Origin of the sequence: Neisseria sp. HMSC065C04, from assembly GCF_001815375.1 — a bacterium.
GTDB lineage: Bacteria > Pseudomonadota > Gammaproteobacteria > Burkholderiales > Neisseriaceae > Neisseria > Neisseria flavescens_D.
The window spans coordinates 264,669-288,445 of record NZ_KV820381.1 but is presented as its reverse complement, the minus strand read 5'-3'; the positions used below and the strand labels follow the sequence as shown (position 1 = coordinate 288,445).

The 23,777-nt window shown below is 48.3% G+C and carries 23 protein-coding genes; 17 read left to right on the top strand and 6 right to left on the bottom strand.

What is annotated here, in order from left to right; all coding sequences use genetic code 11:
* Positions 1 to 485: 485 nt before the first annotated feature.
* Positions 486 to 2,258, top strand: coding sequence for a DNA primase (dnaG, locus tag HMPREF3022_RS01425; RefSeq protein WP_049330824.1), 1,773 nt, complete (start codon positions 486 to 488; stop codon positions 2,256 to 2,258).
* 194 nt (positions 2,259 to 2,452) lie between these two features.
* Entirely contained in the window at positions 2,453 to 4,405 is a 1,953-nt protein-coding gene (gene rpoD, locus HMPREF3022_RS01420) for an RNA polymerase sigma factor RpoD (protein WP_049330822.1), read from the top strand.
* Positions 4,406 to 4,522: 117 nt separating this feature from the next.
* Here rpoD and HMPREF3022_RS01415 read toward each other — a convergent pair whose 3' ends face one another.
* Positions 4,523 to 5,875: a polynucleotide adenylyltransferase PcnB gene (locus HMPREF3022_RS01415; protein ID WP_049330821.1), complete on the bottom strand. Its 1,353-nt coding sequence runs from the start codon at positions 5,873 to 5,875 to the stop codon at positions 4,523 to 4,525.
* Between the two features lie 221 nt (positions 5,876 to 6,096).
* Here HMPREF3022_RS01415 and HMPREF3022_RS01410 point away from each other — a divergent pair, with 221 nt between their 5' ends.
* The 5 genes from HMPREF3022_RS01410 to HMPREF3022_RS01390 all read left to right on the top strand — a co-directional run bounded on the left by HMPREF3022_RS01410 (position 6,097) and on the right by HMPREF3022_RS01390 (position 8,733).
* Complete coding sequence (locus HMPREF3022_RS01410; RefSeq protein WP_049330830.1) at positions 6,097 to 6,282, top strand: DUF3460 family protein; 186 nt, start codon at positions 6,097 to 6,099, stop codon at positions 6,280 to 6,282.
* Between the two features lie 12 nt (positions 6,283 to 6,294).
* Entirely contained in the window at positions 6,295 to 6,963 is a 669-nt protein-coding gene (locus HMPREF3022_RS01405) for a class I SAM-dependent methyltransferase (RefSeq protein ID WP_049330820.1), read from the top strand.
* A 14-nt stretch (positions 6,964 to 6,977) separates the two neighbouring features.
* The gene (locus tag HMPREF3022_RS01400; RefSeq protein ID WP_049330819.1) at positions 6,978 to 7,733 is read left to right on the top strand and encodes a tetratricopeptide repeat protein; all 756 of its coding nucleotides are present in this window, start codon (positions 6,978 to 6,980) and stop codon (positions 7,731 to 7,733) included.
* Positions 7,734 to 7,812: 79 nt separating this feature from the next.
* Entirely contained in the window at positions 7,813 to 8,298 is a 486-nt protein-coding gene (purE, locus tag HMPREF3022_RS01395; RefSeq protein ID WP_049330815.1) for a 5-(carboxyamino)imidazole ribonucleotide mutase, read from the top strand.
* Positions 8,299 to 8,400: 102 nt separating this feature from the next.
* Positions 8,401 to 8,733, top strand: coding sequence for a hypothetical protein (locus HMPREF3022_RS01390; RefSeq protein ID WP_070765027.1), 333 nt, complete (start codon positions 8,401 to 8,403; stop codon positions 8,731 to 8,733).
* Between the two features lie 82 nt (positions 8,734 to 8,815).
* On the opposite strand, the gene HMPREF3022_RS01385 is transcribed toward HMPREF3022_RS01390, so the two are convergent.
* Positions 8,816 to 10,609, bottom strand: a complete 1,794-nt coding sequence (locus HMPREF3022_RS01385) for a 2-isopropylmalate synthase (protein WP_049330811.1) — start codon at positions 10,607 to 10,609, stop codon at positions 8,816 to 8,818.
* A gap of 226 nt (positions 10,610 to 10,835) precedes the next feature.
* Between HMPREF3022_RS01385 and HMPREF3022_RS01380 the strand changes: the two genes are divergently transcribed.
* Complete coding sequence (locus HMPREF3022_RS01380; protein WP_049330810.1) at positions 10,836 to 11,951, top strand: methyltransferase; 1,116 nt, start codon at positions 10,836 to 10,838, stop codon at positions 11,949 to 11,951.
* Positions 11,952 to 12,072: 121 nt separating this feature from the next.
* On the opposite strand, the gene bfr (HMPREF3022_RS01375) is transcribed toward HMPREF3022_RS01380, so the two are convergent.
* Positions 12,073 to 12,546: a bacterioferritin gene (gene bfr, locus HMPREF3022_RS01375; RefSeq protein ID WP_003680736.1), complete on the bottom strand. Its 474-nt coding sequence runs from the start codon at positions 12,544 to 12,546 to the stop codon at positions 12,073 to 12,075.
* A 29-nt stretch (positions 12,547 to 12,575) separates the two neighbouring features.
* Positions 12,576 to 13,040: a bacterioferritin gene (bfr, locus tag HMPREF3022_RS01370; RefSeq protein WP_004520304.1), complete on the bottom strand. Its 465-nt coding sequence runs from the start codon at positions 13,038 to 13,040 to the stop codon at positions 12,576 to 12,578.
* Positions 13,041 to 13,459: 419 nt separating this feature from the next.
* Here bfr (HMPREF3022_RS01370) and typA point away from each other — a divergent pair, with 419 nt between their 5' ends.
* A complete protein-coding gene (typA, locus tag HMPREF3022_RS01365) occupies positions 13,460 to 15,271 on the top strand; it encodes a translational GTPase TypA (protein ID WP_049330808.1) in 1,812 nt (603 codons plus the stop codon).
* A 101-nt stretch (positions 15,272 to 15,372) separates the two neighbouring features.
* Here the strand turns inward: typA and HMPREF3022_RS01360 are convergent, their stop codons facing one another.
* A complete protein-coding gene (locus HMPREF3022_RS01360) occupies positions 15,373 to 16,329 on the bottom strand; it encodes a cupin domain-containing protein (RefSeq protein WP_049330806.1) in 957 nt (318 codons plus the stop codon).
* Between the two features lie 128 nt (positions 16,330 to 16,457).
* Here HMPREF3022_RS01360 and HMPREF3022_RS01355 point away from each other — a divergent pair, with 128 nt between their 5' ends.
* Entirely contained in the window at positions 16,458 to 16,793 is a 336-nt protein-coding gene (locus tag HMPREF3022_RS01355; RefSeq protein ID WP_003686488.1) for a carboxymuconolactone decarboxylase family protein, read from the top strand.
* Positions 16,794 to 16,905: 112 nt separating this feature from the next.
* On the top strand, positions 16,906 to 17,274 hold the full coding sequence (locus tag HMPREF3022_RS01350; RefSeq protein ID WP_003686323.1) for a rhodanese-like domain-containing protein: 369 nt from the start codon (positions 16,906 to 16,908) through the stop codon (positions 17,272 to 17,274).
* A 55-nt stretch (positions 17,275 to 17,329) separates the two neighbouring features.
* On the opposite strand, the gene HMPREF3022_RS01345 is transcribed toward HMPREF3022_RS01350, so the two are convergent.
* Complete coding sequence (locus tag HMPREF3022_RS01345; protein ID WP_004520298.1) at positions 17,330 to 17,668, bottom strand: cupin domain-containing protein; 339 nt, start codon at positions 17,666 to 17,668, stop codon at positions 17,330 to 17,332.
* A 98-nt stretch (positions 17,669 to 17,766) separates the two neighbouring features.
* Between HMPREF3022_RS01345 and surE the strand changes: the two genes are divergently transcribed.
* From surE to htpX, 6 genes are all read left to right on the top strand, one after another.
* The gene (gene surE, locus HMPREF3022_RS01340) at positions 17,767 to 18,522 is read left to right on the top strand and encodes a 5'/3'-nucleotidase SurE (protein WP_049330805.1); all 756 of its coding nucleotides are present in this window, start codon (positions 17,767 to 17,769) and stop codon (positions 18,520 to 18,522) included.
* A gap of 93 nt (positions 18,523 to 18,615) precedes the next feature.
* Positions 18,616 to 19,527, top strand: coding sequence for a peptidoglycan DD-metalloendopeptidase family protein (locus tag HMPREF3022_RS01335; RefSeq protein ID WP_049330804.1), 912 nt, complete (start codon positions 18,616 to 18,618; stop codon positions 19,525 to 19,527).
* Positions 19,528 to 19,605: 78 nt separating this feature from the next.
* Entirely contained in the window at positions 19,606 to 21,129 is a 1,524-nt protein-coding gene (locus HMPREF3022_RS01330; RefSeq protein WP_049330803.1) for a phospholipase D family protein, read from the top strand.
* A gap of 43 nt (positions 21,130 to 21,172) precedes the next feature.
* Positions 21,173 to 21,706, top strand: a complete 534-nt coding sequence (locus HMPREF3022_RS01325) for a C40 family peptidase (RefSeq protein ID WP_049330829.1) — start codon at positions 21,173 to 21,175, stop codon at positions 21,704 to 21,706.
* A 129-nt stretch (positions 21,707 to 21,835) separates the two neighbouring features.
* Positions 21,836 to 22,744 (top strand): oxygen-dependent coproporphyrinogen oxidase, encoded by a 909-nt coding sequence (gene hemF / locus HMPREF3022_RS01320; protein ID WP_049330801.1) that lies wholly within the window; start codon positions 21,836 to 21,838, stop codon positions 22,742 to 22,744.
* Between the two features lie 189 nt (positions 22,745 to 22,933).
* The gene (gene htpX / locus HMPREF3022_RS01315) at positions 22,934 to 23,773 is read left to right on the top strand and encodes a protease HtpX (protein ID WP_070712344.1); all 840 of its coding nucleotides are present in this window, start codon (positions 22,934 to 22,936) and stop codon (positions 23,771 to 23,773) included.
* Positions 23,774 to 23,777 lie beyond the last annotated feature (4 nt).

Genomic DNA, 23,777 nt, shown 5'->3' with positions numbered 1-23,777 from the left:
CGAGCTTGGAGGTTGGAGAAGAAGGTATAGACGTCTTGTTTAAATAAGGCGGAGTAAGGATGAAATGAAATAGCCCTAAAATCTTGGATGTCTGATAAAAACCTATTCAGAAATTCAGTGCAAGCTGGGTTCTGTATGTGACATGACTCAGCTTTTCAATTTCAAACTGCAATATTCCCGATTGTAGTAGTTCATATAATCATCTATCTGTTTCATCAATTCGTACACAGTCCATTTTCCCTGCTGATAGAAACATTCCGTCTTCAATACCGCAAAGAAGCTCTCCATAACGAATCATCCCAACAATTCACCTCACGCAACATGCTCTAATTGGAATCCCTTCCCCAATACTCTACATGTATGACAACAATTTGCTATAATACAAAACTCATTTCAACCCTCATTCGAAATTCCATTTTCAGACGGCCTTTGTCTGTTTATAAGGCCGTCTGAAATATTTTCCGTCCATCCTCTTCTGCCGAGCCATGATTCCATCTGATTTCATTGACGAGCTTTTGTCCAAAGTCGATATTGTCGATATTATCGACGAGCAGGTTCCGCTGAAGAAAGGCGGGGCGAACTATATGGCCTGCTGTCCGTTTCATAAGGAAAAGACGCCATCGTTTTCGGTCAGCCCGACCAAGCAGTTTTACCATTGCTTCAGTTGCGGGGCGCATGGTTCGGCGATTGGTTTTGTGATGGAACATCAGGGGCTGTCGTTTCCGGAGGCGGTGCAGTTTTTGGCTGATCGCGTCGGTATGACGGTGCCTAAAGTTCGCGGGCAGGAAGACAATCCCGAAATCCGTGCCGAACGTAAGAAAAAACAACAGACTTTGGAAGAAACGACGGCAGCGGCAGCGGATTTTTATGCGCAACAGTTGAAATTCAATCCGGCAGCGAAGGCTTATTTGGACAAACGCGGCTTGAGTGCGGAAGTCATCGCGCATTATGGTTTGGGCTATGCGCCTGACGGTTGGCAGCCTTTGGCGCAAGTGTTCCAACCCTATCCTAATACTGCATTGGTGGATACGGGCATGGTCATTGACAACGAAGGCAAACATTACGACCGCTTTCGCCATCGGATTATGTTCCCTATCCGTAATCCGCGTGGGCAGGTAATTGGTTTTGGCGGTAGGGTGTTGGACGACTCCAAACCTAAATACCTAAACTCTCCCGATACTCCTTTGTTCGATAAAGGGAAAAACCTTTACGGGCTGTATGAAGGACGTGCTGCCGTAAAAGAGGCAGGACGGATTTTGGTGGTCGAAGGCTACATGGACGTGGTCGCATTGGCGCAGTTCGGCGTCGGCTACGGCGTAGCGGCTTTAGGTACGGCAACCACAGCGGAACACGTCAAAATCCTGATGCGTCAGGCCGACAGTATTTATTTTTGTTTCGATGGCGACAGTGCGGGACGTAAAGCGGCTTGGCGCGCGCTGGAAAATGCGTTGCCACAATTAAAAGACGATAAATCGCTGCATTTTCTATTCCTACCCGAAGAACACGACCCAGACAGCTACATTCGCGCCTACAGCAAGACGCAATTTGAAGATGCCTTGTTAAACCAAAGCAAGCCTCTATCCGAATACTTTTGGGAACATCTTTCAGACGGCCTCAACCTCAATACGCAAGAAGGCAAAGCAGAATTGGTCAAAACCAGTTCTCCGCTCTTAGCTCAGATTACCGCGCCGGCATTGGGCTATCTTCTGAAACAAAAACTCAGCGAGCTCGTAGGCATTGACCCGGACAACCTCGCCCAATTACTCGGACAAGAAACGCCAAAGCGGCACGTCAAACAAAAAAGTTACAAACTGCCGCCTATTTCTGTCAAACAGCCAACCATGCTGACACTGGTTCAAAGACAGATACGCAGCCTCTTGATAAATCCGGCTTGGGCTTCATATATAGACCTGCCCGATTATCTGGCTTTAAGCGGTGACTTTGCCTGCCTTGCCAATCTGGCCGAAACAATCAAGCATCACGATACGACTCCTGCAACCGCACAAGTGCTTGAATACATGCGCGGTTCGCCCTATGAGGAAACCGTCAATCAAATCTTTTTATCGACCCTTCATTCTGAAGAAATGGAAGGGGATAATGAAGAAGATTGCGAAAGTTTCCAAATCGGCATGAAAAAGTTGTTAAATGAATTAAAATACAGTCAAATCGAAACTTTAAAGCAAAAAAGTATTCAAACTGGTTTGACCGAAAATGAAAAAAAACTATTGCTGTCACTTTTGACGGCAAAGCAAAACTAACCCCTCAGGCCGTCTGAACAATCTAAACACACGCTGCGAAGCATGACACGCAGAACACTCCATCCGTAATATTTTCAGACAGCCTCAGAGTATTAAAGTGAAATCTGATTTCACAACAAAAAGCTCTGCTCCGCCTTCAGGTACGGCCACATCACCGTAAACCGTCGGCATCCTATCAACCTAGAGAGCAATCCATGTCTAAAAACCAAAACTACGAAGAATACCAAGACCAAGATGACAACCGTCCCTTGAGTATCGAAGAGCAGCGCGCGCGTCTGCGCCAACTCATTATTATGGGTAAAGAACGCGGCTACATCACTTATTCTGAAATTAACGACGCTCTGCCCGACGATATGTCCGATGCCGAACAAATCGACAACATCGTCAGCATGATTTCCGGCTTGGGCATCCAAGTAACCGAGCAAGCTCCTGATGCTGAAGACATCCTCTTGAGCGACAACGCCGCCGCCATGACCGACGACGATGCCGTTGAAGAAGCCGAAGCAGCACTCTCCAGCGCAGATTCAGAATTTGGCCGCACTACCGACCCTGTGCGTATGTATATGCGTGAAATGGGTCAAGTCGATCTGTTGACACGTGAAGACGAAATCATCATCGCTAAAAAAATCGAAAATGCACTGAAAAACATGGTGCAGGCAATCTCCGCCTGCCCGGGCTCGATTGCCGAAATTCTGGCGTTGATCGAACAAGTCCGCAACGACGAAATCCGTGTGGATGAAGTCGTTGAAGCCATCATCGACCCTAATGAAGTCTTGTTGAACGAATTAGGCTTAGGTCATTTGGAAAATGCCAAACCTGATGACGAAGAAGGCGAAGCCGATAGCGATGATGAAGATGGCGACGAGGAAGATGAAGACGACTCCGGCGGCGACTCTGAAGCTATATCCGCCGCCCATTTGGCCGAACTGAAACAAAAAGTTTTGGAACACTTCGCCTTTATCGAGAGCGAATACGGCAAAATGATCAAGCAGTTGGAAAAATACGGCAGCCTGCACGCCAACTACTTGAAACACCGCGATGCCATTGCCAACAAACTGTTGGAAGTCCGTTTCGCCACACGTCAAATCGAAAATCTGAGCAGCAGCCTGCGCAGCCGCGTTGAAAACATCCGCAAACTTGAGCGTGAAATCCGCGATATCTGCATCGACCGCGTACGTATGGAACGCGACTACTTCATCGAAAACTTCCTGCCTGCTATTACCGATTTGGAATGGGTTGAAAAAGAAATAGCCAAAGGCCGTGTATGGGCAAATGCGTTGGATCGTTTCCGCCACGCCATCCTCGAAAAACAAGCCGAGCTGGCCAATATGGAAGCCGAAACCCGCATTTCCATCGAAGAGTTGAAAGAAATCAACAAAAACATGGTGTTGAGTGAAAAAGAAACCTCAGCCGCCAAACAGGAAATGATTCAGGCCAACTTGCGTTTGGTTATTTCCATTGCCAAAAAATACACCAACCGCGGCTTGCAGTTTCTTGATTTGATTCAAGAAGGCAATATCGGTCTGATGAAAGCGGTAGACAAATTCGAATACCGCCGCGGCTACAAGTTCTCGACTTACGCCACATGGTGGATCCGTCAAGCGATTACGCGTTCCATCGCCGACCAAGCACGTACCATCCGTATTCCGGTTCACATGATTGAAACCATCAACAAAATGAACCGTATCTCGCGCCAATACCTGCAAGAAACTGGTGAAGAGCCAGATTCCGCCAAACTGGCTGAGCTGATGGAAATGCCGGAAGACAAAATCCGCAAAATCATGAAAATCGCCAAAGAACCGATTTCCATGGAAACCCCTATCGGCGATGACGACGATTCGCACTTGGGCGACTTCATCGAGGATGCCAACAACGTTGCACCGGCAGAAGCTGCGATGTACACCAGCCTGCACGAAGTAACCAAAGAAATCCTCGAAAGCCTGACGCCGCGCGAGGCCAAAGTTTTGCGTATGCGTTTCGGTATCGATATGAATACCGACCACACTTTGGAAGAAGTCGGCAAACAATTTGACGTAACCCGTGAACGTATCCGTCAAATCGAAGCCAAAGCACTGCGCAAGCTGCGCCACCCAACCCGTAGCGACCGCCTCCGCAGCTTCCTAGACAGCGAAGAAAACAAATCATAAAAGCAAACCGCAGGTTGAAAGACCTGCGGTTTTTTATTGCAATACAAAAAGGCCGTCTGAAAACCAAATCTCAAAAGATTTAATCGTTTCAGACGGCCTTAAATTTATTTTGATAATTTATTCAGCCTCAGTGGTTTTCTTTTTCGGACGGCGGCGGCGACGTTTGGGTTTGCCATCGGTTGAGCCACTTTGTTTCTGACGTTTGTACTCATTGGCCGCAGTCATTTGCTGACGGGTTTCCTCATCGGCATGTTGGAAAGTTGTCCACCAAGAAGCCATCTCTTTATCAACCTCGCCAACCTCGCTACGCAAAATCAGAAAATCATAAGCAGCACGGAAACGGGCTTGCGATAGCAGGCGATACGGGCGTGCGCCACGCATATTGTCAAATTGCGGCTGAAATTGCCAAATTTCACGCATGGTTGCAGAAAATCGTTGCGGTACGCCCCAACCTTTCTCCACTGTATCCCGCATGGTGTTCATCGCATCCATCAATGCAGGGACAGGTTTTTGTCCATGGCTTAGATTGCGTTGCCACATAGCATTTAGTGTCGGCCACAATACCGCCGCCAATACGAAACCTACGGAAACGGACTTATCCGCACGGATACGCTCATCGGTATTTTTTAAGGCCAACATAATCATACGTTTGTCGGCCGCTTCGGCAGTTTTCAAGGCATCTAAAAGCGGATGGATGCCTTCGGGAATACCCAACTCATTTAGCCGTTTCAAACAGGCACGAGAATAGCCGGAAAACAGGATTTTCAGAATTTCATCAAAAAGACGGGCCACCGGCTCATTTTTCAGACGACCTGCATATTCAGCAATCGGCAAAGCCGTTTGCTCTTCCACTTCAAAATCCAATTTGCCCGACAAACGGACGGCGCGAAGAATACGGACAGGATCTTCCTGATAGCGTTCGGCAGGGTCGCCTATCATCACCAATTTTTTATCGGCAACATCAGCCACGCCCTGATGGAAGTCCCAAATCTCCTCTTTAATCGGGTCGTAATACAGCGCATTGCAAGTAAAGTCGCGGCGCATGGCATCTTCTTCAATGCTGCCGTAAGTATTGTCCTTCATAATGCGGCCTTGCGCATTTTGCTGAACCTTATCGCCACCGCGAAACGTCGTTACTTCGATGGTTTCAGGGCCAATCATCACATGAACGATTTGAAAGCGCCGGCCGATAATGCGGCTGCGGCGGAATATTTTACGGATTTGCTCCGGTGTGGCATCAGTTGCAATATCAAAATCTTTGGGTTCAACCCCGAGCAACAAATCCCGAACGGCTCCCCCTACAACATAAGCCTGAAAACCGGCTTCATGCAGGCGTTTGGCAATTTTCTCAGCGGCAAAGCTCAACATATCCGCATGGATACCGTGTTGCTCAAGCGGAATAATCTCCTTTTCGGGCAACGACTTGACGTGTTTTTTAGGCAACACTTTATGCAGCCATTTTTTTAACATAAGCAGCTCTTTTCACAATAAAAAAGGCCGTCTGAAACTTGTCTGGCTTAAGCCTTTGCACAATATTCTGCCGCAGAAAGGGCAAAACATTGAGCAAAGGCTTCAGACGGCCTAAAAAAGACGTGCCATTATACCTTATGGAAGTTCGATTAATTAGCGTATTGGCAAAAAATATCGGCTATAATGACGGTCTGACAACGATTCAGGCAGAGAAGAACATCATGTACCACTACAAATCCGAAGCTACCCAATTCCTCGACAAACTCATGGCCGACCATCCCGAATTAGAAGCGCAACGCCTCGAAAACCGCCATTTACTGTGGGATGTAACCCTCAATCCAACAGAGCAGGCCGAATTTGAAGCGGCCAAAGTCAACAAAAAACCCTACACCTACTACCAAGACTAATCCCGTATCGGCATGACGACCAACACGCACAATACCGATCCGGCATTACAACATTACCTCAACAGCATCGGTCAGCACGAACATCCCGTTTTGACCGCATTGCGTGAGCGTACCCAATCACATCGTCTGGGAAAGATGGCCATCGCCCAAGAGCAGGCAGCCATGTTGGTGTGGTTGGCCAAGTTATTGAATGCTAAAAAATATTTGGAAGTTGGTGTCTTTACCGGTTACAGCAGCACTGCCATGGCGCTCGCCCTACCCGAAGATGGCAAAATCACGGCTTGCGACATCAATGTAACCTTTACCGATATTGCCCGCGAAACATGGCAGGCAGCAGGCATAGCGCATAAAATCTCGCTTCATCTGCAACCGGCTTTGCTGACTTTGGACGACTTGATTGCGCAAGGCGAATCAGAAAGCTACGACTTGGCACTTATCGATGCCGATAAACCGCCTACGCCGAAATATTTTGAACGCTGTTTGCAACTGATACGGAGTGGCGGTGTAATTGCCATCGACAATATCTTATTGGGTGGGCGCGTCATGAATGAAGCTGCCGAAAACGATCCGCCCAGCTTGGATATCCTGCGCCATTTCAACCAAAATTTGCCGCACGATACACGCATTATTCCCATTACCCTGCCTATCGGCGACGGTTTGACACTGCTACTAAAAAAATAAAACAACACAATCCGATGAAAACATTATCACATTCCCTGTTTCTTTTGCCGCTTACTCTATTGGCCGCATCATGCGCCGTTTTCCATCCTCCCCAACCTGCCGACAATCCGAACTTTGTCCTGCCGGATATTCCGCGTGAGCCTTTGCATGAAAAAAATATCCCCTATCCACGCTTGGACGCACAAACCCAGATTGACCACTTGGGCATACAAATCGCCCGACTGGAACGCACGGTTGAAGAATTAAATCAACGCTTGCACACATTGGAACAACAACGAAACATCAAACGTCCGACTACTGCGGCTTCCAAACCTAAAGCCCAACGATTGGACGACCGCAAGCTGAAAATGAACTATTTGGCCAATGGCGGCGGCGCGCCGTCTGAAACAGACTCAGCCGCACAAAACGAGCTGCGCCTTTATAATCAGGCGCAAAAATACTATCAGCGTAACAACTTCTCCGCCGCAGTAGCCATTTTGAAAGAGGCAGATGGCGGCAACGGCAGCGAAATTGCCCGCCGCAATATGTACCTGCTCCTCCAAAGCCAACAGCGTCTGGGCAACTGCGAATCCGTTATCGAAATCGGCAACCGCTATGCGAATCGATTCCGCAACAGCCCGCAAGCCCCTGACGCCATGTACAGCATCGGCCAGTGCCAATACAAACTGCAACAAAAAGACATTGCCCGCAGCACATGGCGCAAACTGATGCAAAGCTTCCCCAACAGCGAAGCGGCAAAACGCGCTGCAATTAGCCTGAAACAAAGATAAACGTCCAGACGGCCTTGTCATCCTTAAGGCCGTCTGAATATTTTTTATCCTTAATCCATTCAAACAAAAGGAACTCTTCATGATCCAAGTCGGCATTATTATGGGCAGCAACAGCGATTGGCCGGTGATGCAGCAGGCAGCACAATTTCTCAAAGAATTCGGCGTTGAATACGAAGCTCGTGTCGTCTCGGCACACCGTACGCCTGATTTGATGTTTGAATACGCCGAAACCGCACGTGAACGCGGCATCAAAGCCATCATTGCCGGAGCGGGCGGCGCAGCGCATTTGCCGGGCATGGTCGCTGCCAAAACCACAGTTCCCGTCTTGGGCGTTCCCGTTCCCAGCAAATATCTTCGCGGCGAAGACTCCCTGCTTTCGATTGTGCAAATGCCCAAAGGCGTTCCTGTTGCCACATTTGCCATTGGCGAAGCCGGTGCCGCCAATGCAGCGCTGTTTGCCATTTCACTTTTGGCCAACGAAAATCCTGAATTGGCTGAAAAATTGGCTGCTTTCCGTGCCAAACAAGAACAAACCGTTCTAGTCATGGAATTGCCTGAAGCATAACCATAACTGACAAAGGCCGTCTGAACGTTGTAAATGGAAACTTTGATTTCGTTTTACGATTGTTCAGACGGCCTTAGTCTTTTATCAAATTGAATTAATGCCATGAAAGCCCTAGTATTCGTCCTACTCACCACCCTGCTTTGTGCCTGCCAAAGCCCAAACATTCCCGCTCAATCAACTACCATTCCATCTCAGCAACAAGCCCAAGATACTACCGGCAACCTGATTATCTTTTATGATGACCAAACCGGTTCCGCGCCATTGCTAAAAGCAGTGAAAACCTCCGGTGCAACTTTGGTTTACGAATACAAAAACCTGCACGGTATTGCTATCCGTCCATCTTCCAAGACCAATATTGAAGATACCATTGCCTATTTCAAAAAAATAAACGGCGTATTGTCTGTCGAACAAGACCGACTGCTTAAACTTCAATAAACAAACTATTTTTTGACCAAATAAAAAAGGCCGTCTGAAACATATCACTACGATTTCAGACGGCCTTTACTTGTTCAAAGCATTAAATCATGCCTCTGCCTTGCGCTTTTGGCTTGGCTTGGCCGAATTCCAATTTACTCAGCGCAGACAAATAGGCTTTGGCAGTTGCCACCAATACGTCGGTATCCGCACCTTGGCCGTTGACCACACGGTCGCCACGTTGCAGACGGACGGAAGTTTCGCCTTGGCTTTCTGTACCTTGAGTTACCGCATTGACAGAGTAAATCTGCAAGGTTGCGCCACTTTGTGCTACGCTTTCAATGGCTTTGAAGATGGCATCAACAGGGCCCGAGCCGCTAGCGGAAGCGTGTTTTTCTTCACCGCGAATACTGAACACAATATCGGCGCGCGGCTCTTCGCCGGTTTCAGTGCTGATTTTTTGGGAAATGAATTTGTAGCTTTCGGTATTCATATTGCCCATTTCGTCAGACACCAAAGCGTGCAGGTCTTCATCAAATATTTCGCGTTTCTTATCCGCCAGCTCTTTGAAGCGTGCAAATGCCGCATTCAACGCCTCTTCGCTTTCCAACTCAATACCCAAATCTGCCAGCTTGGTTTTGAAAGCATTACGGCCGGAGAGTTTACCCAAAGTCAGGCGGTTGGTTGACCAGCCAACTGATTCGGCAGTCATGATTTCATAGGTTTCAGGGTGTTTCAACACGCCGTCCTGATGAATGCCTGATTCATGTGCAAAGGCATTTGCACCAACTACTGCTTTATTTGGCTGAATCGGATAGCCGGTAATGGTGGACACCAGTTTGGATACCGGCACGATTTGCGTGGTATCGATGCCAGTTTCCAAGCCAAACAAATCATGACGCACTTTCAACGCCATCACGATTTCTTCAAGGCTGGCATTGCCCGCGCGTTCGCCCAAGCCGTTGATGGTACATTCCACCTGACGCACGCCTGCCTGAACAGCGGCCAGCGAGTTGGCAACCGCCATACCCAAGTCGTTGTGGCAGTGGGTCGACCAAACTACTTTGTCTCCATTGGGCACGCTTTTGATGATGTTGCTGATACGCTCGTACCATACGGAAGGGATGGAGTAGCCGACAGTATCGGGAATGTTGATAGTAGTCGCCCCCGCTTCGATAACCGCCGTAAAGATTTTGGCAAGGAAGTCCAAATCCGAACGCACTGCGTCTTCGGCAGAAAATTCCACATCATCAGTGTATTCTTTGGCAATTTTCACCGCTTTGACCGCCGCATCGATGACCTGCTGCGGCTTCATTTTCAGTTTGTGCTCCATGTGGATGGGGCTGGTGGCGATAAAAGTGTGAATACGTTTTTTCGGAGCAGGGGAAACAGCTTCGCCTGCTTTACGCACATCGTTTTCAACGGCACGCGCCAATGAGCAAACTGTAGATTTAGTAATGATTTTGGCAATCGCATTAACCGATTCAAAATCGCCCGGACTCGCGGCGGCAAAACCCGCCTCAATCACATCCACGCCCATTTTCTCCAACTGGCGGGCAATGCGGATTTTCTCCTCTTTGGTCATGGACGCACCGGGCGACTGCTCGCCGTCGCGCATAGTGGTATCGAAAATGATAACGCGGTTGGTTTGTGTCATTTCTGTTCTCTCCAGAGATTCGTTTTTTTGTAAAAAAGCATTCAAATCAAGCGGTCTGCCTTGTGCCTCCGCCAAAGCGGTCAGTTTTTGCAACTGTGCTAAAGGCAGAGAACCGCGTGTACGCCATTTGTAGATAGCCGCAGTGGTTGCAGCATTTTCCGGGTCGTGCTGTTTCAGGGCTTCGGCCAGCGCATTTACGCCGCCAAAATAGGCAACCAAACGGTCAATGTCTAATTGCATGATGTTCCTTGTCCAAATCTGATTAAGATTATTGTGTTCTGGTTTTGCATTATACTCATTTTAGACAAAACGACAATCTATTTTTATCAAAATATTGGTATAAATTTTAAAAAATGAGAAATTTTTATACATTTTGTCTAATTTAAACTATTAAAAGCTCTTCTAAAACCGAACACATCCTAAATATAGTAAACTAATCCCCTATTTCCCCGATTTGAAACACACTATGCTCCACACCATCTCTACCGACCGTTCCAACATTGAATGGCGCAACGAAAGCACACAAAAGCCGCCTAAGCAGGCGGTTTACATACAAGAAGCAGGCGCAGCAGAAATCTTAAAAAATGCCCACGCGCAAACTGCAACCGTTTGGACTGGCGATTTTCACAATGCCAAGCAAGTCTTGGCCGCAATGAAAAAACGTATCCGCAGGCCGTCTGAAAAAAAGAAAGGCGTACCTACCGATATTCAGACGGCCTTTCATGCCCACCGTATGAAACAAGCGCAACAAAGCCGGTTGCTCAATATGCTTGCCGTCGAAATCCAACCGAATTTTCAACTGGACAATGCGCGTGCACCCGATATCTACGCCGCCCTGTACGATGTTTACGACACACCAAACGACAAACCATTTCTCTTGCCGATGAATCAATTACTGGGCTTTATCGGTGCGCACGAATGGCACAAAAAAGGCATAGACATTCCGCAGCTAGACGGAAAAATCCATGTTCCTTTCGGCGTATTTTCTCCCCTACGTGGCGAATATTTGGATTTAATCGCCCAAGCACCACTCGCTCCCAATATTCAGACGGCCTTTGACATCGGCACCGGCTCAGGCGTTATTGCCGCAATTTTGGCCAAGCGAGGCATACCCGACATCATTGCCACAGACACCAACCCCAAAGCACTTGCCTGCGCCACAGCAAACCTCGAACGCTTAGGCTTGGATAAAGCTGTCAGTATTCAATCGATTGATTTATTTCCTGAAAGTTGCGCCGACCTTATCGTCTGCAATCCGCCTTGGTTGCCGGCAAAACCAACCTCCGCTATTGAGACTGCCCTTTACGATCCCAATCATGCCATGCTGACTGCGTTCCTCAATGGCGTACGCAAGCACTTAAATCTAAACGGTGAAGCCTGGCTGATTATTTCAGATTTGGCAGAACACTTGCATTTGCGCGATAAAGACTTTCTAAACCAATGCTTTCAGACGGCCTCGCTCAATGTAGTCGATATTTTGAAAACCAAACCGCAACACAAAAAAGCAATAGATGAATCTGATCCTTTGGCATTTGCCAGAAACAAGGAAACTACTTATCTGTACCGTTTAAAAGCGATATAAAATCAAGGCCGTCTGAACATTCAGACAGCCTTTAAGCATTTCTATAAAAGAAAACGGCATATCCGTAAAGATATGCCGTTGATGGGAGCAGGGACTGCTATATTTGGCAGTGGTTTGTGTTTTAGTCCTCTTGCGCCGCTGTTTGCAGGTAGTTTGGCAAACCAACTTTGCCAATCAATTCCTGCTGAGTTTCAAGCCAGTCGATGTGTTCTTCGTTGATGTCTTTTTGTTTTTCCAACAAATCACGGCTGACGTAGTCTTGTTGCTCTTCTGCAAGAGCGATGGCTGCAACCAGAGCATCATGTTTTTCATACTCTTTTTTCAGATCGCAGGCAATGATTTCTTCGGTAGATTCACCGATCAACAGTTTACCCAATTCTTGCAGATTAGGCAGGCCTTCCAAGAACAAAATACGCTCGATTAAATCGTCTGCGGATTTCATTTCGCGGATGGATTGTTTGAAGAAGTGTTCGCCCAATTCTTCAAAGCCCCAGTTTTTCAAAATGCGGGCATGCAGGAAGTATTGGTTAATGGTAATCAGTAACAAACCTAAGTTTTTGTTCAGCTCGCGAATAACTAAGCGATCGCCTTTCATATTCAGCTCCTTGTATGTTATACGCTAGATTACAGTTGGCTTTGGTAGTAGTTGCCTTCGCCGACCAATTCGATCAGACGCAGTTGTTGTTCCAACCAGTGAGCGTGATCTTCTTCAGTGTCTTTCAGTTGGGCAATCATCAAATCGCGGGTAACGTAGTCTTGAGCTTCTTCGCACAATTTGATGCCTTTTTTCAACGCATCGCGTACTTCGTATTCAGTATTCAAGTCTGCTTTCAGACAAGAGATTACGTCAGTACCGATGTTCAGTTCGGCACGGGTCATTTTAGGCGTACCGCCCAACATCAGGATACGACGGATGAAGTCTTCGGCGTGAGTGGTTTCTTCTTCCATCTCGTGGTTCAAACGTTCGAACAGTTTGGTGTAACCCCATTCAGAGTACAGGCGAGAGTGGATAAAATATTGGTCGCGAGCAGCCAACTCACCAGACAATAATTCGTTCATGTAATCAATAACTGCTTGGTTGCCTTGCATAATTCTTTCTCTTTCTTTTAAAAGTTGATAATCACGAAATGAAGATTCGTGTGTTGTTATGGAATGAGGTAATTGTATGCACAAGTAGCACTTTTGACAAATTTTCTATTTAAAATACAAACAATTATCAAAAAATTTAACCCGTCTAAAAGGCCGTCTGAAAAATTAATCCCCTGTTTTTAATAACAATTTTTTGACATTGGTATTAAGAATCCATTGCATTATTCAAAAACATTTACATTCGTTAACCATAAATAAAAGCAAATAATCCGGCAAAATCAATCAAATTTAATTATGAATTATTCTCAACTGCTTTTGCCTGATTTTTTTGAATCACCCATTCTGTCATCACTTGCGAATCGTGCTATAATTGCCAGTTATCTTTTTTTTAAGCAACCAGCTAAACCTTATAAATTATCATGAAACAAATCCGCAATATTGCCATCATCGCCCACGTCGACCATGGCAAAACCACATTAGTTGACCAATTGCTGCGCCAGTCCGGTACATTCCGTTCCAACCAGCAAGTCGAAGAACGCGTCATGGACAGCAACGATCTTGAAAAAGAACGCGGCATTACCATTCTCGCTAAAAATACCGCCATCGAATACGAAGGCTACCATATCAACATCGTAGATACCCCGGGACACGCCGATTTTGGTGGCGAAGTGGAACGTGTATTGGGCATGGTTGACTGCGTCGTACTGTTGGTTGACGCACAAGAAGGCCCTATGCCGCAAACCCGTTTCGTGACCAAAAAAGCCTTGGCTTTGGGTCTGAAACCGATCGTCGTCATCAATAAAATCGACAAACCGTCTGCCCGTCCAAGCTGGGTTATCGACCAAACATTCGAATTGTTCGACAACCTGGGCGCAACCGACGAACAATTGGACTTCCCTATCGTCTATGCTTCCGGCCTGTCCGGCTTTGCCAAATTGGAAGAAACCGACGAGAGCAACGATATGCGTCCTCTGTTTGAGACCATCTTAAAACATACGCCTGCACCAAGCGGCAGCGCGGACGAAACGTTGCAACTGCAAATTTCCCAACTGGACTATGACAACTACACCGGCCGCCTCGGTATCGGCCGCATCCTGAACGGCCGCATCAAACCCGGCCAAGTCGTTGCCGTTATGAATCATGAAGAACAAGTTGCCCAAGGCCGTATCAACCAACTATTGGGTTTCCAAGGCTTGGAACGCGTACCTTTGGAAGAAGCTGAAGCCGGTGACATCGTGATTATTTCCGGCATTGAAGACATCGGTATCGGCGTAACCATTACCGACAAAGACAATCCCAAAGGCTTGCCGATGTTGAGCGTGGACGAGCCGACCCTGACCATGGACTTTATGGTCAACACTTCTCCTTTGGCCGGTACTGAAGGCAAATTCGTGACTTCGCGCCAAATCCGCGACCGCCTGCAAAAAGAATTGCTGACCAACGTTGCCCTGCGTGTTGAAGATACTGCCGACGCTGATGTATTCCGCGTGTCTGGCCGCGGCGAATTGCACCTGACCATTCTGTTGGAAAACATGCGCCGCGAAGGCTTTGAATTGGCAGTCGGCAAACCGCGCGTGGTATTCCGTGAAATTGACGGTCAAAAATGCGAGCCTTACGAAAACCTGACTGTGGATGTGCCGGATGAAAACCAAGGCGCGGTCATGGAAGAACTCGGCCGCCGCCGTGGCGAATTGACCAATATGGAAAGCGACGGTAACGGTCGTACACGTTTGGAATACCATATTCCTGCACGCGGCCTGATCGGTTTCCAAGGTGAATTTATGACCTTGACCCGCGGTACCGGCTTGATGAGCCACGTTTTTGACGACTATGCTCCGGTTAAACCTGATATGCCCGGCCGACACAACGGCGTACTGGTTTCTCAAGAGCAAGGTGAAGCTGTTGCTTACGCCCTGTGGAACTTGGAAGACCGCGGCCGTATGTTCGTTTCTCCAAACGATAAAGTCTACGAAGGCATGATTATCGGTATCCACAGCCGTGATAACGACTTGGTGGTAAACCCTCTGAAAGGCAAAAAACTGACCAACGTCCGTGCCAGCGGTACAGATGAAGCCGTGCGCCTGACTACGCCGATCAAATTGACTTTGGAAGGTGCAGTTGAGTTCATCGACGATGACGAACTGGTTGAAATCACGCCACAATCCATCCGCCTGCGTAAACGCTACCTGAGCGAATTGGAACGTCGCCGTCATTTCAAAAAACTGGACTAATCCCGTCTGATTGACGCATTTTAAAATTAAGGCCATCTGAAAAGTGTTTTAGAAATCCTAGATTTCATTTTTACACTTTCAGACGGCCTTTTATCATCTGTTCAAATAAAATAAATCGGCATTTCTTCCGCTTGTACTGCTGCTTCATCAGCGCGATCACTTTTACGATATTGCCCCGGCGATATCCCATATTGCTTTTTAAATGCCTTGCCAAAATGCGTTTCCGATTGAAAACCGACCGAGAGCGCAACCGATAAAACCGAATCTGCCGTCTGTTTCAACAATAATGCCCCCTGCTGTAAGCGGATACTGTTTACAAAGGCATGCGGGCTTGTTCCCGTCTGCTGCTTAAATACACGCATTAACTGGGCGCGAGACAAGTTGGCAATCGCGGTCATTTTCTCGATATTCCATTCCTCTTCCGGCTTATCCACTACTGCCTGAAGCAAATTCCGCAGGCGTTTGTCCTGCCAACCATTCAGCAAACCGCTTAATTGCGCTTCCCCATTTTTCTCCAGGCTGGCTCGAAGTAGAAATACCAGCAACACCGAAGCCAATGCATTCACAACCGCTACCGAGCCGGACAAAGCCTGACCGCTCTCATACTGCAACAATGCCACCAAATACTGTAAAGAAGGATGGTTGATATTCAGCAAAACTGTGTCAGGCAGCCCCACCATAATATCTGCCTGCGCTTCATATTCAAACCGCGCGCAGAAAAGATGCAAAGCCGCATCGCCTCCTGCATGACTCTGCTTGACTTTAAATGCGCCTTTTTCACTCGTCAGCACGTTGACGCCGAGATTTTCACAACTGCTATCGCTGCTCAAAGTATGCCCTACACTACGCGGGAAAAAAATGACATCCCCCGCACTCAGCAGCCTTGCCTCTTGCTCCCCATCAATTCGGATATAACCCGAACCGGCAGTTACGATATGCACCAAACCATGCGCACGCTTTGGCTCATGCCGCACATACCACTCCCCCCGAAAAAGACATTGAACATCCACGCTGCCTTTTACCTGCGCCAATTCGACCAGCCTATCCAAAATATCCATAGTGTTTTTTACCAATAAATGAGATGTTTTGACGATTTTATTCTTCCAATTATTGCAATAATACACACACCAAACACAAACGGATAGGATTTTTTATCTTATCCACTCACATTAAGAAAGGACATATCATGTTTAAAGACTGGCCTGAACATACCGCCTTGGTAAAAAAAGCATTCGGCGAACTGGGTAAAAACCATCCTAAAATGCTGCAAGCCTACGGCGCACTGGATCAAGCAGCCGCTGCCGAAGCACTGGATGCCAAAACACGCGAACTGATCGCCATTGCCGTTGCCATTACCACGCGTTGCGAAAGCTGCATCAGCGTGCATGCAGCCGCCGCAGCCAAAGCTGGGGCAACCGAAAGTGAAATCGCCGGCGCATTGGCCACTGCTATCGCCCTGAATGCGGGTGCCGCTTATACATACGCTTTACGCGCTTTGGAAGCAGTAGAAACCCAACGCTAATCGGTTTGTAAAATCAGGCCGTCTGAAAGCCGACTCCCCTTTCAGACGGCCTGATGAAATGCTAAACTGATAAAGTTATCATATTGTTTTCTGTCTAATAGGAGATTGAACCATGAAGAAACTGCTGACCGCCGTACTTTTTGCCGCCGCTATTGCCACTCCTTTGGCCGCTTCCGCAGCCTCTATGCCTAAAGTTGAAAAAAGCGCGGCACAACCTGCAAAAGCAAAAGGCGTTTGGATTGATGTCCGCTCTGCCGAAGAATTTAAAGAAGGCCATTTGCAAGGTGCGCTCAATATTCCGCATGACCAAATCGTTGACCGCATCAAATCCGTCAGCCCGGATAAAAACGCACCGGTAAACCTCTACTGCCGCAGCGGCCGCCGAGCAGAAGCTGCGCTGACTGAGCTGAAAAAAGCCGGCTACACCAACGTAACCAACCATGGCGGTTATGAAGATTTGGTGAAAAAAGGTTTGAAATAAATCTAGTTGATTTTAAAAAGGCCGTCTGAAACTTTTCAGACGGCCTTTATTGCCATTACAGACAGCAACTTCCAAATCTCAAACGTTTGCTGAGACCGGTTTCATGAATCAATTGTTTGATAACCAAAATATTGGTGTTATCGGCCAACGCGCGAATGCTGTGTGCTTCCATCGGCTCAAGACGGATAACTTGTAAGCCTTCGGTTTGCAAAACTTCGTCCACCGTTTTGATTTCGGCTTTGCCGTTTAAAACCAAAAGCAAAATAATCGCATCTGCCTCATATGCCGGAATTTCATTATTTTTCTGCAGTGAAAGCTGAACAATCTCCTGATTGCCGTCTGAAGCAATCACGCCGCCCAATAAAGCTTTGGGGTCTAATTCATAATGTTTCATTATTATCCTTTCCGCCCAAACGTTGCCGATTCATGGACAATCGCTCAAGCAAACCAGTACAATACCGCCCATCTTACCGATAGACACAATATTGTCACATGAACATATTAATCTCAAACGACGATGGTTATCTTGCGCCCGGTTTGGCAGTTTTGGCAAGAGTATGTGCAGAATTTGCCAATGTCAGGGTAGTTGCGCCCGAACGCGATCGCAGCGGCGTCAGCAATTCCCTGACTTTAGACCGTCCTTTACAACTGAAACAGGCGGAAAACGGGTTTTACTATGTTAACGGCACACCCACCGACTGCATTCATGTCGGTCAGCATGCCCTTGCCGACTTCAAACCCGACTTAGTCTTATCCGGCATTAACAACGGGGCAAACATGGGTGATGATACGCTTTATTCCGGTACGGTTGCTGCCGCAACGGAAGCTTATCTGATGGGCATTCCCGCTATTGCCTTTTCGCTTGCCGATTCCAGCAGCCGTTATTGGGAAACTGCAGAAAAAGCCGCTTGGATACTGCTTTCCTACTTTCTCAAACGCCCTATTTCCAAACCCATCTTATGGAACATCAATATCCCTGCCGTCGCACCTGAGGATATCCAAGGCATAAAAATTACACGGCTCGGCCGTCGTCATCATGAACAAAGCATTGTTCCCATGTATAATCCACGTGGCGAACAAATTTATTGGATTGGGCCGGTCGGCGATGTTTCTGACAGCGAAGAAGGTACCGACTTTGGCGAATGCGCGTCCGGCTTCATCACGATTACCCCCCTGCAAGTCGATTTGACTGCCTACGGACAAATGGAGCAAACCGCTTCCTTTTGGTCAGAAATCCCTGCGCCTTAACAGTCCCTAACAGCCGAACACTTGAGAAACAAGCATATTTTTATTATGATATGCCCCGACGAGAACAATTACCCGAATACGAAAGTCATTAACATGTTGAAAAAAAGTGTATCTTATGCCGGATCGGCAGCTTTGGTTTTATTACTTGCAGCCTGTGCCAGCCAACAACCGGCTCCTGTAGTCGTCGGCACACAAAGCGGTGGTTCAACAACAAGCTCTACCGCTGACAATCCTTACGGTGCAGCGCCTTACAATACCAACACTAGCCCTGCGGCAGATGCGCCATACACTCCGCCGGCAAGTACACCTGCGCCAACGTACAACAGCGGCAGCACCGGCACTTACACGCCTTCTTATGCGCCTGTCGATATTAATGCAGCGACACATACCGTCGTTCGCGGTGATACCGTTTACAACATCTCCAAACGCTACAACATTACCCAAGACAATCTGCGTGCATGGAATAACCTGGCCGACAACACCATCAGCGTTGGTCAAACCCTGCGCGTGAAACCTGAAGGCTACGTTGCACCTGCAGCTTCTGCAAGCAAACCTTCTACTCCAACAACTACAACCACTGCTCCCACTTCAAGCACTCCTGCCAATACACCGACCGTATCTACCGGCAGCAGCCGCAACGTCAGCGGCATCACATGGCAACGTCCGACTACCGGTAACGTTATTGCCAACTTCGGCGGCAGCAACAAAGGCGTGGATATCGCCGGTACGCAAGGCCAGCCTGTTGTTGCAGCGGCAGACGGTAAAGTCGTTTACGCAGGCTCAGGCTTGCGCGGTTACGGCAACTTGGTCATCATCCAACACAACTCCTCATTCTTGAGCGCATACGGCCACAACCAACGCCTGCTGGTTAATGAAAACCAAACCGTGAAACGCGGTCAAACCATTGCGCACATGGGTAATACCGATGCATCCCGCACTCAGTTGCACTTTGAAATCCGTCAAAACGGCAAACCGGTCAATCCGGCAAATTATGTTGCCTTCTAAGCTGATTCAAGCAACCTAATTTCAATTCAATCCCTGCCTAAATGTCATTTAGGTAGGGATTGTTTGTACCGGTTTCCCATGAAATTTCATCTTCCTCTTCTTTATACCCTGCTATTGGGCGGTTGCGCCGCGTTTTTGCCGTCATTGGACGAACGCACCCAAAGCAGTTATCTTGACATCCCTTCAACGCCGCGACTGGACAGCGCCTTAGGTATTCCTTCTACTCCCTCCAAGGCCGATATTTCCCATATCTATCTGCTGAACGATGCCCATGAAGCCTTTGTCGCCCGTGCCGCCCTGATTGAATCCGCCGACCATACCCTCGATTTGCAATACTATATCTGGCACAACGACATCTCCGGCAAGCTTCTGTTCAACCTAATTCATCGCGCGGCCGAACGCGGCGTCCGTGTGCGTTTGCTTCTGGACGATAACAACACCAACGGCATGGATGATCTCCTACTGGCACTCGACAATCATCCCAATATCGAAGTACGTCTGTTTAATCCCTTTATTTTCAGAAAATGGCGTGCACTCGGCTACGTTGCCGACTTTCCGCGACTTAACCGCCGAATGCACAACAAATCGTTTACCGCCGACAACCGTGCCACCATTTTGGGCGGACGCAATATCGGCGACGAATATTTTAAGGTTAACGACGATACCATCTTTGCCGACCTCGACATCCTCGCCACAGGCCGCGTCGTAACCGAAGTTTCCCAAGACTTCGACCGCTATTGGGCAAGCCATTCCGCCTACAATGCGACCAGCATCATCAAACGGGGAAACCTGCAAAAAGGATTGGCAGAGCTCGATTATACCGACCAAGATAAAAACCAAACGCTCATCCGCTACCGTCAAAGCATCGAACACTCCAACCTCTATCAAAAAATGCAGAGCAACCTTATGGAATGGCAAAGCGTCAGCACACGCTTGATCAGCGACGACCCGGCCAAAGGCTTAGACCGTGACCGGCATAAACCGCCTATTTCCGAACGCCTGCAAGATGCCCTCAAGCAACCCGAAAAAAGCGTTTACCTTGTCTCGCCCTATTTTGTACCCACAAAATCGGGCGTTAAGGCCATAGAAAAGCTGATTCACAACGGCGTAGACGTTACCGTCCTGACCAACTCCCTCCAGGCGACCGACGTTGCCGCCGTCCATTCCGGCTACGTCAAATACCGCAAGCCCTTGCTTAAAGCCGGTGTCAAACTTTACGAGCTCCAGCCAAACCACGCCGTTCCGACCTCCAAAGACCGCGGCTTGACCGGTAGCTCCGCCACCAGCTTGCATGCCAAAACATTCATCGTGGACGAGAAACGAATTTTCATCGGCTCATTCAACCTCGACCCACGCTCCGCACGGCTCAATACCGAAATGGGTGTCGTCATCGAAAGCCCCGAAATCGCAGGCCAAATGCAGCGAACCCTCGTTACGACCACCCCAAACTACGCCTATCAGGTAACGCTTGGCAATTACAATAAACTATACTGGTATGACCCAAGCGAAAAACGAACTTACGCACAAGAACCAGAAGCCAAATTCTGGAAACGGGTTACTTCAAAAATCCTGTCCATCCTGCCCATAGAAGGATTATTATAGAGGCCGTCTGAAAACATAAATCATGCGGCCGGAGGAATTCATCATGTCTCGACTCATCTGCAAAACCCTATTTGTTTGTACCGCCTGCCTATTGTTGGCCTCTTGCGGCACCACCGGCAAACACAAATCCCACAAGCCGCAAACAACCGCCAGAAAAGTCCAACCCGTCCGTATTTCCCATATCGACCGCACCCAAGGTTCGCAGGAATTGATGCTTCACAGCCTAGGCCTGATCGGCACGCCCTACAAATGGGGCGGCAGCACCACAGCCACAGGCTTTGACTGCAGCGGCATGATCCAATTCGTCTATAAAAACGCCCTCAACGTCAATCTGCCACGCACCGCGCGCGATATGGCCGCAGCCAGCCGTAAAATTTCCGACAGCAAATTAAAAGCCGGCGATCTGGTCTTTTTCAATACCGGCGGCGCACACAAATATTCCCATGTCGGCCTCTACATCGGCAACGGCGAATTCATCCACGCCCCCAGCAGCGGCAAAACCATCAAAACCGAAAAACTTTCCACCCCGTTTTACGCCAAAAACTATTTAGGCGCACATACTTTTTTTACTGAATAAATCAAGGCCGTCTGAAAGGTATCGCCACATCATCGATACCTTTCAATCTATTGCTGATGAATGAAGCTTGGTTACAAGATAGGCCTGTGCAAAAATTTGCCCATAACAAAACACCATCAAGGAAATATCATGCACACAGAATCCGTTCTAACCCTCCTCAAAACCCTGCAAAACCAAATCTGCGCCGCGCTGGAGCAAGAAGATGGCGAAGCCAAATTTGTGCATGAAGCATGGACGGGGAAACTGGGCATCGGCGAAACCCGCGTATTGAAAAACGGCGCAGTATTCGAGCAGGCCGGTGTGAATTTTTCGCATGTAAAGGGAACAAAAATGCCGGCTTCTGCCACGGCCCATCGTTCTGAATTGGCAGGCGCGGCGTTTGAAGCCATGGGTGTGTCGCTGGTCATCCATCCGAAAAATCCTTATGTCCCGACCAGCCATGCCAATGTGCGCTTTTTTATTGCCTATCCTGAAAATGCCGAGCCTGTGTGGTGGTTTGGCGGCGGCTTTGATTTGACGCCGTTTTATCCTTTTGAAGAAGATATTGTGCATTGGCACACAGTGGCTCGGGACGTATGCGCGCCATTTGGCGAATCGGTTTATCCTGAATTCAAACAATGGTGTGACGAATATTTCTATTTGAAACACCGTAACGAAACACGCGGCGTGGGCGGCCTGTTTTTTGACGATTTAAACCGCTGGGATTTCGATACCTGCTTGAATTTTATCAAGGCAGTCGGGGAAGGCTATATCGCAGCGTATCTGCCGATTGTGGCCAAACGTAAAAACACGCCTTATGGGGAACGTGAACGCAATTTCCAACTCTACCGTCGCGGACGCTATGTCGAATTTAACTTGGTTTGGGACAGAGGCACGCTGTTCGGCCTGCAAAGCGGCGGACGCACGGAAAGCATTTTGATGTCCATGCCGCCTTTGGTACGCTTCGAGTATCAATATGTGCCGGAAGAAGGTTCACCCGAAGCACGCCTCAATCAATTCCTCATACCGCGCAACTGGCTGGAAGAAGCTGGCAGATAGTTTTACCTATCAAAGGCCGTCTGAAAAGCGATTCTCACTGGTTGAGACTACCTTTTCAGACGGCCTTTGCTTCAATTGCTTTGAATTTGCATACCTTTGCCTATTGCGCTGTTTCATCTCTATAGAGTTTTTGAGACAATGCGCCCATATAAAAATCACCTCACAAACCACACTAAAAAGGAATAATCGGTGAAACGCATTTTCTTATTTATCGCAACCAATATCGCAGTTTTGGTTGTCATCCGTGTTATTTTGGCCATCTTGGGCATCAACAGCACCGACCAAGTCGGCAGCCTACTGGCTTATTCCGCAGTCGTCGGCTTCAGCGGCTCGATTGTCTCCCTGCTGATGTCGAAAACCATCGCCAAACATTCGGTCGGCGCCGTCGTCATCGACCAGCCCCAAAGCGAAGAAGAAGCGTGGCTGTTGGCAACTGTTGAAGCGCAAGCCCGCCAATGGAATCTGAAAACGCCCGAAGTAGCCATTTACAACTCCCCAGAGCCTAATGCCTTTGCAACCGGCGCAACCAAAAACAGCTCGCTCGTCGCTGTCAGCACCGGCCTGCTCGACCACATGACCCGCGATGAAGTTGAAGCCGTTTTGGCTCATGAAATGGCGCACGTCGGCAACGGCGATATGGTAACGCTGACGCTGATTCAAGGTATTGTGAATACTTTTGTCGTCTTCTTGGCGCGTATCGTTTCCAGCATGGTGGCGCGCAATAATGACGGCAGCACTTCGCAAGGTACATATTTCATGGTCAGCATGGTATTGCAGATCGTATTCGGCTTCCTCGCTAGCATCATTGTGATGTGGTTCAGCCGCCAACGCGAATACCGCGCCGATGCGGGCGCTGCAAAACTGGTGGGCGCGCCGAAAATGATTGCCGCCCTGCAACGCTTGAAAGGCAACCCCAGCGATTTGCCGCAAACCATGACGGCAATGGGCATTGCCAGTGAAGCCAAAGATTCTTGGTTCAGCACCCATCCTTCTTTGGATAACCGCATCAACCGTTTGAAAAACCGCTAATCGA

Coding starts and splice junctions, on each gene's coding strand:
- HMPREF3022_RS01355 (WP_003686488.1), top strand. CDS start 16,458: ATGTTTAAAGACTGGCCTGAACATACCGCCTTGGTAAAAAAAGCATTC.
- HMPREF3022_RS01410 (WP_049330830.1), top strand. CDS start 6,097: ATGTACCACTACAAATCCGAAGCTACCCAATTCCTCGACAAACTCATG.
- dnaG (WP_049330824.1), top strand. CDS start 486: ATGATTCCATCTGATTTCATTGACGAGCTTTTGTCCAAAGTCGATATT.
- HMPREF3022_RS01380 (WP_049330810.1), top strand. CDS start 10,836: ATGCTCCACACCATCTCTACCGACCGTTCCAACATTGAATGGCGCAAC.
- HMPREF3022_RS01405 (WP_049330820.1), top strand. CDS start 6,295: ATGACGACCAACACGCACAATACCGATCCGGCATTACAACATTACCTC.
- hemF (WP_049330801.1), top strand. CDS start 21,836: ATGCACACAGAATCCGTTCTAACCCTCCTCAAAACCCTGCAAAACCAA.
- HMPREF3022_RS01345 (WP_004520298.1), bottom strand. CDS start 17,668: ATGAAACATTATGAATTAGACCCCAAAGCTTTATTGGGCGGCGTGATT.
- bfr (WP_003680736.1), bottom strand. CDS start 12,546: ATGAAAGGCGATCGCTTAGTTATTCGCGAGCTGAACAAAAACTTAGGT.
- bfr (WP_004520304.1), bottom strand. CDS start 13,040: ATGCAAGGCAACCAAGCAGTTATTGATTACATGAACGAATTATTGTCT.
- rpoD (WP_049330822.1), top strand. CDS start 2,453: ATGTCTAAAAACCAAAACTACGAAGAATACCAAGACCAAGATGACAAC.
- HMPREF3022_RS01335 (WP_049330804.1), top strand. CDS start 18,616: ATGTTGAAAAAAAGTGTATCTTATGCCGGATCGGCAGCTTTGGTTTTA.
- surE (WP_049330805.1), top strand. CDS start 17,767: ATGAACATATTAATCTCAAACGACGATGGTTATCTTGCGCCCGGTTTG.
- typA (WP_049330808.1), top strand. CDS start 13,460: ATGAAACAAATCCGCAATATTGCCATCATCGCCCACGTCGACCATGGC.
- HMPREF3022_RS01390 (WP_070765027.1), top strand. CDS start 8,401: ATGAAAGCCCTAGTATTCGTCCTACTCACCACCCTGCTTTGTGCCTGC.
- HMPREF3022_RS01360 (WP_049330806.1), bottom strand. CDS start 16,329: ATGGATATTTTGGATAGGCTGGTCGAATTGGCGCAGGTAAAAGGCAGC.
- purE (WP_049330815.1), top strand. CDS start 7,813: ATGATCCAAGTCGGCATTATTATGGGCAGCAACAGCGATTGGCCGGTG.
- HMPREF3022_RS01400 (WP_049330819.1), top strand. CDS start 6,978: ATGAAAACATTATCACATTCCCTGTTTCTTTTGCCGCTTACTCTATTG.
- HMPREF3022_RS01325 (WP_049330829.1), top strand. CDS start 21,173: ATGTCTCGACTCATCTGCAAAACCCTATTTGTTTGTACCGCCTGCCTA.
- HMPREF3022_RS01350 (WP_003686323.1), top strand. CDS start 16,906: ATGAAGAAACTGCTGACCGCCGTACTTTTTGCCGCCGCTATTGCCACT.
- HMPREF3022_RS01415 (WP_049330821.1), bottom strand. CDS start 5,875: ATGTTAAAAAAATGGCTGCATAAAGTGTTGCCTAAAAAACACGTCAAG.
- HMPREF3022_RS01385 (WP_049330811.1), bottom strand. CDS start 10,609: ATGCAATTAGACATTGACCGTTTGGTTGCCTATTTTGGCGGCGTAAAT.
- HMPREF3022_RS01330 (WP_049330803.1), top strand. CDS start 19,606: ATGAAATTTCATCTTCCTCTTCTTTATACCCTGCTATTGGGCGGTTGC.